General features: G+C 36.2%; 10 protein-coding genes. 2 read left to right on the forward strand and 8 right to left on the reverse strand.

Features of this window, described 5'->3' with window-relative positions:
* Positions 1-5: 5 nt before the first annotated feature.
* Both mtnK and D1839_RS15070 read right to left on the reverse strand, forming a co-directional pair.
* On the reverse strand, positions 6-1,208 hold the full coding sequence (mtnK, locus tag D1839_RS15065) for an S-methyl-5-thioribose kinase (protein ID WP_286164828.1): 1,203 nt from the start codon (positions 1,206-1,208) through the stop codon (positions 6-8).
* Positions 1,209-1,552: 344 nt separating this feature from the next.
* Positions 1,553-2,881: a Na+/H+ antiporter NhaC family protein gene (locus D1839_RS15070; protein WP_120380724.1), complete on the reverse strand. Its 1,329-nt coding sequence runs from the start codon at positions 2,879-2,881 to the stop codon at positions 1,553-1,555.
* Positions 2,882-3,177: 296 nt separating this feature from the next.
* Here D1839_RS15070 and D1839_RS15075 point away from each other — a divergent pair, with 296 nt between their 5' ends.
* Positions 3,178-3,936 (forward strand): DeoR/GlpR family DNA-binding transcription regulator, encoded by a 759-nt coding sequence (locus D1839_RS15075; RefSeq protein WP_120380725.1) that lies wholly within the window; start codon positions 3,178-3,180, stop codon positions 3,934-3,936.
* 70 nt (positions 3,937-4,006) lie between these two features.
* A complete protein-coding gene (locus tag D1839_RS15080; RefSeq protein WP_120380726.1) occupies positions 4,007-5,176 on the forward strand; it encodes an iron-containing alcohol dehydrogenase in 1,170 nt (389 codons plus the stop codon).
* Between the two features lie 285 nt (positions 5,177-5,461).
* Here D1839_RS15080 and D1839_RS15085 read toward each other — a convergent pair whose 3' ends face one another.
* The 6 genes from D1839_RS15085 to D1839_RS15110 all read right to left on the reverse strand — a co-directional run bounded on the left by D1839_RS15085 (position 5,462) and on the right by D1839_RS15110 (position 11,519).
* Positions 5,462-5,659 carry a hypothetical protein gene (locus D1839_RS15085; protein ID WP_120380727.1) on the reverse strand — a complete coding sequence of 66 codons (198 nt, stop codon included), beginning with the start codon at positions 5,657-5,659 and terminating at the stop codon, positions 5,462-5,464.
* Between the two features lie 31 nt (positions 5,660-5,690).
* Positions 5,691-6,044 (reverse strand): hypothetical protein, encoded by a 354-nt coding sequence (locus D1839_RS15090; protein ID WP_120380728.1) that lies wholly within the window; start codon positions 6,042-6,044, stop codon positions 5,691-5,693.
* Positions 6,045-6,344: 300 nt separating this feature from the next.
* The gene (locus D1839_RS15095) at positions 6,345-6,653 is read right to left on the reverse strand and encodes a hypothetical protein (RefSeq protein ID WP_120380729.1); all 309 of its coding nucleotides are present in this window, start codon (positions 6,651-6,653) and stop codon (positions 6,345-6,347) included.
* 979 nt (positions 6,654-7,632) lie between these two features.
* Positions 7,633-8,562 (reverse strand): bile acid:sodium symporter family protein, encoded by a 930-nt coding sequence (locus tag D1839_RS15100; protein WP_120380730.1) that lies wholly within the window; start codon positions 8,560-8,562, stop codon positions 7,633-7,635.
* 654 nt (positions 8,563-9,216) lie between these two features.
* Positions 9,217-10,266 (reverse strand): DUF2332 domain-containing protein, encoded by a 1,050-nt coding sequence (locus tag D1839_RS15105; RefSeq protein ID WP_199690227.1) that lies wholly within the window; start codon positions 10,264-10,266, stop codon positions 9,217-9,219.
* 527 nt (positions 10,267-10,793) lie between these two features.
* On the reverse strand, positions 10,794-11,519 hold the full coding sequence (locus D1839_RS15110; protein WP_120380744.1) for a glucosamine-6-phosphate deaminase: 726 nt from the start codon (positions 11,517-11,519) through the stop codon (positions 10,794-10,796).
* Position 11,520 lies beyond the last annotated feature (1 nt).

Genomic DNA, 11,520 nt, shown 5'->3' on the forward strand with positions numbered 1-11,520 from the left:
CGTAGTTAAGCCATTATCATATTAAAACGGCGAACTAATTCCGTACCTGTTACGATCTCTTTCCGTTGTGTAATTAATTCTATTCCCATCTTAAGCAGTGCACGTTCCATCGCAATACGTTCTTCTCCAAGCGGCGCTTCTGACACTTCTTTTACTTTGGAATCACCGATGACACGACGAATGATTTCTGTTCCTGCATATCCTAAAGAATCAGCCATCACTTCAGCTAAGTAAGACGCCTTAAATATCGCCTTTGTATAGAGTGGTAACGTTACTCGTTCATTATAAACAGCTACAAGTTTATCCTTCACCTGATCATAAACCTCAGCAATGGTAAGTTCTAACCATGCTTGAAACTGCTTATCTCCATTGTAATAATGAGCACGCGCTAATGGAAAGAATAAATTTCCAATGACGTTCCCGATATCGTAGCCCATCGGCCCATAGAAAGCAAACTCCGGATCAATGACTTTTATACCCTCTTGATTAATAAAAATCGAGCCAGAATGTAAATCTCCGTGTACTAAAGCTTGGGCATTGTTCATATACTTGTTGCGCAGTGTTGCTACATGACTGACTAATGCGTCATTCTGATAAATATGTTCTTCGACAAACTGTTGGTTAGCTTCAATAATAATATTTTGGCCTTTATAGTTATAATACGGCTCTGTAAACACAAGGTCTTCACTAATGTCACACATATCTACATTGGTAAAATTCTTGACCAACTCTTTTTTCTCGTGACGATCCCAGCATAAATCCGTTGTTGGTAATAGCGCCTTTGCTAAAAAAGTACTTATTTCTTCTGCAAAATTCGGAAAGATTTGTTCCTCCATTAATTCATAACGTAAATTCTTAAACGCAGAGATATCCTCCATCGTTAGTGCGCTCATCGTTTCATGATAATTAAAAATTTCCGGGATAAATTCCGGCACTAAATCGTACTGTATTTTTAAAATATCTGCTTCAATTTTGTTTCGTGAAATATCCAGTGGACGACCAGAAGATCGTAGTAATACATCCGCTTGTTTCACGACGACACTCTTTCCTGATGTTTCATCGACCACTTGAAACACGTAATTAATATTACCATCGCCAATTTCACTTACCGTAAGTTTTGCATGTTTAGAAAATAGCTCCAGCTCTTCGGTCACAAATTCTTTTACATCTCTATGGGACATTAAAAAATGCTGTGTAAATTTAGACAACGTACTCTCCTCCTGTTGACTTTTTTGATTGACATATATATTTCCGAAAGCTTTCATGAACTCTTAAAATGGAACAAAATTCGCCAAAGCCTCTATAAGTTCTTTGACATGTCTTTTTCCCTAACACATGTTACTATTATTATATAAGCTGTTCTTTTATAACTGAATATAAAAGGTTTCATGGAGAATACTACTCATACCTTCCATGTGTAAAATATTCAGGGTACAAAAGAATATTCATTTTCACTAACGAGGAACTTCCCAAAGCTGATTATAAGACGAGTCGGACAACCGTCTCAGAAGAGAAGCTCCTGCGTATATTGACTGTTAAGTAATTCACATAATTAGTTAACCTTTACATCTTTCCCTTTTGGAAAACCTATTGCAATAGAAATTAACCCGACTACAATCATTAAAATAGAGTACCAGTTATAGGGCATAATACTAACAGGTGATACTCCTGCCATTCCACCAATTACTAATAATTGCCCAGCATAAGGTAACAAACCATTAAATGCAGAAGAGAATACATCTAACAAACTTGCTGTACGTGAACGCGAGATACCGAATTCATCAGATATATCTTTTGCTAATGGTCCTGCAGCTATAATCGAAATCGTGTTATTCGTAGTTGAAATATCCATTAGGCTAACAAGAGCTGCAATAGATAACTCTCCACCACGTGCTGTTTTCGTTTTTCTAGTAAGTGTATGAAGAAGCCAATCAATTCCTCCGAGATATTTCATCAATGCGACAAGTCCACCAACCAAAATAGCAATAATAGCCATATCTTCCATGCTCCTCATGCCATCATGAGCAATCTTCATGAACTCGATAATCGTAAAATCTCCATGGTATAAACCAATGAACATACCTGCAAAAATTCCTGTAACCATCACTGTAATTACTTGAATACCGATTAATGACAAAACGATAACTAGCAAATACGGAATAATGTTTATCAAGCTGTATTCATAAGAACCAGAGATGGAAACGGTATCTATGGGAACAAAAACCAATAATATTAAATTAATTACTACTGCCGGCAAAACCATTAGAACGTTTGCTTTGAATTTATCTTTCATAGATATTTCTTGCGTACGGGTTGCAGCAATAGTTGTATCAGAAATAAAAGACAAGTTATCACCAAACATGGCAGCCCCTACAACAATCCCACATACCAGTGCTATATTACATCCGGTTTTATCAGCTATATCAATCGCTAGTGGTGCCAAAGCCGCTACCGTTCCCATGGATGTTCCCATTGAAAAGCTAAGTACACAACCAATTATAAACAAGCCTGGTAAAATCAAATTAGAAGGCAGAACACTTAAACCTAAATTTGTAACCGAATCAACAGCATTCATTCCACTTGCTACACCATGAAATGCCCCAGCTAAAATAAAGATAATAACCATTAAGATCAATGTGTGATCGCCGCCACCTTTACAAAACATCGTCACACGCTCTTCAAGCTTTGTTGGGTTGTCTTTATTCGACATCATTAATGCAATACCTGAGGCAATTAATATTCCAATCATTAATGGCATATTTTCAAAATTACCTGAGATCAAACCAGTTAACATATATAAAGCCAAAAAGATGATTAGCGGAACAAGCCCTATAAATTTCCCTTTATTGGAAATTTTGTTTTTTTCTTCGTTTTTCTGCATTAGGATTCTCCTCTTATCTAAGATAGTTAGAAAACAAGACTCCCCCCAACCTTAAATAAATCTTTACTCCTTTCCGCTATATTTATTTATGAAACTTTATGTATACGCTCCCAACGGAATTAATCATAAGCGAGATAAAACAGATTGTCAATACATTTCAAAGAAATTCAAAATAATTTAGTTTGATTTATTTTAATTTATTTGTAAAAAGTTTGAAACCATACTTTGTTTTGTTTACTTTTAACTTGTTTTGTGATAAGGTGCAAGTAGTAAATCGTAAAGGAAAGATTCTTTTGATGAAATATGACAGATTACAAGAAATTTTAAAACAACTCAATCATACTGGTAGCGTAAAAGTGACAGATTTGAGCAAACGATTAAATGTAACAGAAGAAACGATCCGCAAAGATTTAGCAACTTTAGAGAAAGAAAAAAAATTAAAGCGCGTTCGTGGCGGAGCCTACCAACCCAAAACGTTTGATAAAGAAGTACCAGTTTTATTAAGAGAAACGATGTTTAAAGAAGAAAAGCAAATTATGGCTAATAAATGTTTGAAATTTATTGAAGATGGTGATTCCATTGCTTTAGACAGTTCTACAACATCATTATCTATCGCAGCTTTATTAAACAGGACCACATTAAAAGTTACAGTAATTTCCAATTCATTAGATATTGCAAACGTCTTAAAAGATCATAAGTCCATTAAGTTAATTATAATTGGCGGTAACTTTAGAAATGTAACCCACTCTTTTATTGGCGTGAATGCCCAGGCTGTTATTTCCAGATACTTAATTGACAAAGCATTCATAAGTAGTTCAGGCATTAGTCTTCACATTGGTCCAACGGATTACAGTGAAGAAGAATCACTGATTAGAAAGCAGTTCCTGCAGCAATCGGAGCAAAACTTTTTAGTAGTGGATCACACAAAGTTTGATTTTAGAACCATTCATTTAATTGATGACTTTTCTCATATTTCTACAATTATTACTGATCAAAAGCCATCTAATGAATGGATTGAATTCTTTCAAAGTAATCATATGCAATTAATTTATTAATCTCATTGATTCCTTTAATGATATACGTCTCCCAACAAAAACTTATATGTTAAAGGAGTTTAAATTAATCATGCAAAATTTCAACTACTATAATCCAGCAAATATTTATTTTGGAAAAGGTGAGGAAAGTCGTATTGGAGAGCTTATTGACGCAGAGAGTCATTCCAAAAATGTCTTAGTGCTCTATAGCGGCGACTACGTCTTTGATTTAGGGATTTATGACACAATCGAAGCAAAGCTGTCCGAGAAAAATATAAAGATTTTCAAAAATGGAAATATCGTTCCCAACCCAGAAATCACTTTAATTCGTCACTTGGTAACCATTGTAAAAGAAAATCAAATTGACTTCATTTTAGCTGTAGGTGGTGGCAGCGTTATCGATACAGCTAAAGCCGTAGCCTTTGGTGCATTGCACGATGGGGATGCTTGGGATTTCTTTATTGGTAAAGCAGAAGTAGAAAAAGCATTACCAATTGGTGTAATATCTACAGTTGCCTCTTCTGGATCCGAAATGTCAAACGCAACCATTGTTTCTAACGCTGAGCATAAACTAGGTGTTGAAACAAATTTAATTATCCCGGCATTTTCGATTCTTAACCCGGAATTTACAGTAAAACTCCCAAGTTATCACACTGGCGTAGGCGTATCCGATATTTTAACGCATCTTTTAGAGCGATATTTCACTAACATCGAAAATGTCAATTTAACCGATTTTCTTCTCGAAGGCGCAATTCAATCACTTTTAATCAGCGGGCAAAAATTGATGAATCAATTAGAAAATTACGATTTAAGAGCTGAAATAATGTGGACTGCCGTCATGGCGCATAACAATAGTTTAGAATTAGGGCGTGAACCAGATTGGGCGTCACATCGAATTGAGCATGAAATTAGCGGGCAGTATGGAATTGTCCATGGTGAAGGGATGGCAGTTGTCTTCCCAGCTTGGATGCAATATGTAAGCCAATTTCATCCAGATATTTTTGTTAAGTATGGAGTCCGTGTATTCCAAATTGATCCTTTTGCTTATTCTAAAGAGGAAATTATTCAACTGAGTATAGAAAAAACGCGTGATTTCTTTAACAGGATGGGAATGAAATCTCGTTTGAGTGAATTCGGAATAGACGATACACATTTTGTCGAAATGGCAAATCGAGCAACGAAGAATAACACCCAGCCTGTCGGACATTTGAAAAAGTTGGATGCTGCAGATATTGTCGAAATTTTAAAATCAGCTTTGTAATAGCTTAAATAGCTTATTATTCTGTCCTTGGATATTGGTTCACATAAGCGGATAGATACCTTCGTGGGTTATTAGTACCCGAGTGGCCCTCCCCTAAAGGCCTTTTGAACATAGTTTACAGGACTTGCAGTTAGTCCTCCAAACTTACCCTTATGGATTTATAAATTACCACCCTAGTATGGATGGAGAGTTTTTGCTGGCTATTACACGTGGAATAAAAAGCATCCCAGGAGTTCGAGTAATAAACGAACTCTTGGGATGCACTACCATAAACGATGCTTTCCGTTATTCAAGAAAGAAAAGCTGTCGTAATAAATCTATATTGATATCCCATTCAAATTTACTTATATAGCTCATCCAGTGTGTACCTGCTATTTCTCCACTAATTGCAATCGTTCCTAAAAATATGCTAAAAATAATAAGAATCACCAAATAACAAACGAATGCTTCTTTCCATTCTGCTTTTTCTTGGGACTGCTTCAATTTTCATTCTCCTTTCATGCTTTCATAATCGTTATGAAGCATGAACAGAGAGATAATTAGAATGGTACTTCATTGATTCCACCATTCGAATCGTATCCGTAACATAGAGTTCCCTATCGTTAAAATAATCTTTCATTAAATTGGAAAGGAATACGACTTGTTTCATAGGAGGCATTCTTGCTACTAATGAAACATCGTTTGGTATAGGAATAATAGGTGAAGTAACTTGGATCGCTTCGTCTTGAGAAGCTTGTACAACAGAAGTGATGGTTGTATCTTCTACTTTCATACTAGGTAGTTGATTTATTCTCTGGACTGCTTGACTCGACAGTAAACATACAAATAATACCAGTATTATGAACGACCGAAAGAATCTGTGATTCAACTCTCCACCTCCTTATGTATTACTATACCATGTTTAGAAAAATGTTTGCCGTTTTTATCGTAAAGCAAGCCTTTGCACTATTCATATTAAAATATGATAGATGGACTATTCCCTTTTCCCACTAATTAACCCCTCAGACTACTTAGGGTTCAATAAATATCGGTCTCATCATTGCAGTAAAACCCTTCTAAATAAGAGCTCGCTCGCACTCTTTTGTCGAACAGAGCATGGAATAATGGCTATCTCAATGCGTCGTTATGGGCAGTTCATTATGATGCGTAAAAAAGTTGGTATCTTCATCTAATTATTGGGAGAGTTGGTCAACTCAGATATACTTTTTAATTTGCGTTCAGTTCCAAATTCATCACCACACCATATCCAATCATGACCAATTTTTTGAATACCTTTCAAAAGAGGATGGATTAAGATATTTGGTAGTCTGCCCTCTCCAGGCTGCCACAAGCCTTGCTCCTTACAAACCTGTTCGATGGTTATAGCAGTTGCTTCATCCATTTTATCCTTAGCTAAAGCGGATATACTCGTTCGCAGACCTACTATATCAAGCTGGTTTATATCAGCTATGCCAGACAAGTTTAAAAAGTTTGCCAAGGAACTATTTTAAACCGATCATTTAGCTCATTTTCATCAGGAAAGGCTGCTCTTCTATCCTGTTTTGGCTTAATAAATGGGTGGAAGAAGATAAACACTTCTTCAGGTCACAAACTGGGTATCGATGCGGATTTGGAAGAGTATTTGACATAGAATCACCTTTTCTAATTGATGTTTAATTTTTATTCAGAAATAGCTTGAGATATATGTTTAGCATTTCAAACTTTATAATAATTTATCAGTATACATTCCCTTAACAAATTACATATGTTTATTGTTGCAATGCTAATAGATCAAGCTTTGATTATCAGGTCTACACATAATATGGGGTACTTTGTTGGTTATAAATAACTTACATTGATTTAGAAAAATGAGTATGAGGGGAGATGATTCAGTTCATACAAACGAAAGAAAGGATGATGGGTTATAAATGTATGAAATGCAACTCTAATTACGGATTAACAGATATGTTTGAAGGCTTTTTCAATGTAAGCAGGGTGGAGAACTCTAAAGCATTAAACCGATATTATTAAAACACATTGCACGGAAAAAATTGGCTTACCCTTTGAAAAGCCTCTCATCTAAGAGAACGAAATGCACTACTCACTGTTATGCAAGAGTAAGCCAACTATGGATAAAACGAATCACATAACCCTACAGGTTTCCCGTAAAGACCGAATCAGCTTATATACTATATTTATGGCTCTGACGAAGAAGTATAAAGGAGTTGTCCAACAGCTGCTGCAATTGCCGCTGCCCCAAAAGATGCTGACTCGCCTTTAATGGTTCGTCAGGTCGAAGAATAGTATTTGTCACTTGTTCCTGTTTGATCGTAATTAAAAATCCCTTTATTAGGAAAATTATTAACAAATTACCCAATTTAGTTTGTAAATAATGAATTCGCTTTTAACTATCCTACCCATTTAACAAAAGGCATTATTATCGTTGAAGGCACCTACTAGCTGCAGGCGCCCGTCAATCATTTATTTGATTTTTGCGCCCAATATGTTGCAAGTATGGGACCTGATATATTATGCCAAAAACTAAAAATAGCACTTGGGACTGCTGCCAATGGACTGAAATGAGCAGCAGCTAGTGCAGCGCCTAGTCCTGAATTTTGCATCCCTACTTCTATAGAAATAGCTTTTTGATCCATAAATTCTAACTTAAACAGTTTTGCAACGAAAAAGCCAATTAAATAGCCTAATCCATTATGTAAAATGACAACAGCAAATATGAGCAAGCCAGATTCAATTATCTTGTCCTTACTTCCTGCGACCACTGCTGCGACAATCAAAACGATAGCGACTACAGAAATTAATGGCATCAGATCGACCGTTTTCTTTGCTTGTTCTTTTAAGAAAAGTTGGACAATTAAGCCTAAAACAATTGGTAATAAGACAATTTTCACGACAGACATAAACATGCTCGATGCCGACACTTCTAACCATTCCCTTGCCAGAAAGTAAATGATAGCTGGTGTTAGCAATGGAGCAAGCAAGGTTGATACAGATGTTATAGCAACCGATAGGGCAGTGTTTCCTTTTGCCAAAAATGTCATCACATTGGATGCCGTTCCTCCTGGGCAAGCACCAACTAAAATAACGCCAATAGCGATTTCTGACGGCAGGTTTAACCCTTTTGCCAAACCATAAGCGATAAGCGGCATGAATATAAATTGTGAACTAACACCTATAGCAACACTTTTCGGTTGGTGAACCACTTCACGAAAATCTTGAACGGATAACGTCATTCCCATGCCAAACATGATAAACCCAAGCAAGATAGAAATGTAATTACCAATCCATAAAAATTGTTCTGGGAACAAAAATGCAATTACTGCTATTAGAAGTACCCATATAGCAAATGTTTTTCCGATAAAATGGCTGAATTTGATGAATGATTGCATTATTCTACCTCCTGTTTTCTTATCTTACCACAAGAAAAGACAAACAAGAAGAAGAAAAATATCCAATAAACTAAGCAACAAAGGCACAGGAAGCCCATTTATAATGGAACGAATCCTAAATAAAGTGAACCTTCATTACAGTAGGAGTTTTCTTCATTCCGTTGATGGTTAGATGAACGAATCGTGGATTTAGGCGTTGTTACCTCCCACTTCGATTTTGCGCTGCTCTCACCTTCCATTCTTAAATGGGGGGCCTACAACGCCTTTTTACGAGATAAAGGAACCAATGCCACTAAAACCCGGAATGCCAACGCCTGAGCAGCAAGCCCGCTTTTAATCTCAACCGATGATGACTTATCGTAGGGCAATGGAGCGGAGTTACCTAGTTGCCGGAGCTTGCACTGGACGTGGCTAGTCAATTATGTTGTTTTACACAAGCCGCTAATTTTATACTTTTGTATGAACAACCGCCTTCCAGTGCCATTCATTATAAATGGCTCCAAATGCGGACTATTTGGTGGTTTCTTCTCTCTTAAAAAACTAACTCATAGTGGACTAATTTTGATCGTTATTGGAGCTTTCATATAATAGTTGTTAGTTAGCAATTTTAGATCACCTCGCTTTTTAGCTTCTCATCCACCATAACTCTTGAAATTATCCTTTGCCATCAAATAAATTCCACCTGAACCATCTACCATGCCCATCTGTCTCTCCAATTGTATGATGATATTCCTTTCCCCCAACTACGTAGTCCAGATGAAGATCACCATCCCATATGTTATTATAAAGATGGAAGATGTCTCTTTTGTTGCCAATCTTTTTAATGTTTTGAAGTAGCTTTAGCTTTAAATCTTTTGATATTTGGTTAGCAACATGAGTATGGAAAACACAAATGGTTGCATCTGTAGGTGCTTTCCCAGCAACCTCAGGAAGTAAAGCCACTCCGTCCCCTTCGATTAGTTTGACTGGATTTTCCTGCATCTGTTTCACAGCATTTTTAAACAAAGCCGACCTTTCCTGATGTTCTGGCCATATTAACGCTTCTAACCACTGTACATCTGCTGGATCATTTACATCGCTGACATGTAAATCAATACCTACTTTCCATGCTACCGGTGGGCTGTCTACATAGAGTAAGGGGCTGCCCACAGATTTAATCTCCGAAGTTATATGTACAGATGATTGCAAATTACCATAAACCGTTCCATTATTATTGCCATATGAATAGCTATAAGTGTCCCATAACAGTTGAAGCCCAGCACTGGTGCCAATTTCAATCAAAGCTAGTGGCTTGTTAGTAATGTTATACATATAGCAAAAGCTTGGGTAAAGATAAGCACAGCGCTTTATTTCATTTGTTTGAACTAACTTGCTTTCTAAAAGCGTTTGTATTTCAGCTTTATAATGGAGACAAAAGTCTTTAAAAGGAATAAAAGACGCTTTGATATCTTTAGGTTCCTGAACAATGCTAGGGTAATACTCGCATAACCCATGACTTGTGCCCTTTAATAATAAATAGTGAACCGCACCGAATAACATATTGGGAATCGGCTGTCCTGCTCTTGTATATGTGCATAATTCTAATATTTCTTTATCCTCCGCAATTTGATTGGATAAAAATTCATATAATTCGCTGGAATCTTTACATTCATGCTTAGCAAAATTCCTAAACCGTTGTGCTAGCATAACTTTTTCTTTTTTCAATACACTACCCCTCCCTCATATTTTGCTCTTTCTGTTTACTTTCTCCTTCTGCTTTCAGCCCCTTTTTAAAATGATAAAAATTGTCCTTTATGGAAATATATTTTGTATAAAGGAAATAAGTACATACAGGATGGCACAAACGACTACGCTTCCATTATAAGTTTACTAATCATGCTAATAATTAACAAATTTCAGCTGTACTTTCGGAACTGGAAAATGGAAATACCTTGAATACCTTATTTGAATATCTTACAATTTTGGCTACTGTTATCTTTTTTAAAAACAACTAAACAGGTCTTTGTCGATATTATTCAGGCTCTCTGCACATATTTGCTTACTGTAATTAAGACAGGCAGGCTATTTTATTTTACTTTTTAAGTCTAACTACTTTTTTACTTCAAATATAATTTACCCCATTATCCCTAAACTCAATAATAACAGCGCCCAACAACTCTACGTTAGAATAAACCAATGCAATAAGGGCCTATCCCTACTGTTGATAACAGTGTGAACAGACCCCTCATTAATTATTTTTCTAGCAGAGATGCAGCTTCTTCATCTATAATCACAATTGCATTTTCACATTTTCTTAATGCAGTAGCAGGACAGTCCGGAGTAATTTCGCCTTCCAGTAAAGCTTTTACTGCTTCTGCTTTATGTTTCCCTGATACGAGCAGGATAACTTTTTCTGCTGCTAGGATTTCAGTGAATCCAAGAGTTATCATTTCTGTTGGGGCATCTTCTCTTTCTATGCCATACTCCCTCATCGTGCTTTGGATGGTTGATTCGTCATGCTGTGCTAAGAAAATTGTTGAATCAAAAGGAGTTCCCGGCTCATTCGCTCCGATATGACCGTTTGTACCTAAGCCTAACAATTGCACATCTCTAGGATATTGGTCAAGAATGGCTCTATATCTGGCAATTTCTTTATCTGTGTCTTGAGCTTCCCCATCAATTAAGAATATATTTTTGGGCTTTGCTTCAACTAAGTTATATAAATTTTCATACATAAATGTTCGTACTGTATACGGAGCATCTTTAGGACCCATATACTCATCTAAATTCAAGATAGTCGTTTGGCTAATGTCTAAGCCGTTTTTAATATCTTCTACAAATAACTTAAATAATCCTCTTGGTGAACCGCCTGTAGTCATAGAAATAACCGGTTGTTCTTTCGTTTCAATCATTTCTTTTATTATTTCATAGCCCTTTTTTGACATTTCGTCATAATCTTTTACAAAAATTGTTTTCATC

The organism is Roseburia sp. 1XD42-34, from assembly GCF_009917385.1.
Lineage (GTDB): Bacteria > Bacillota > Bacilli > Bacillales > Amphibacillaceae > Virgibacillus.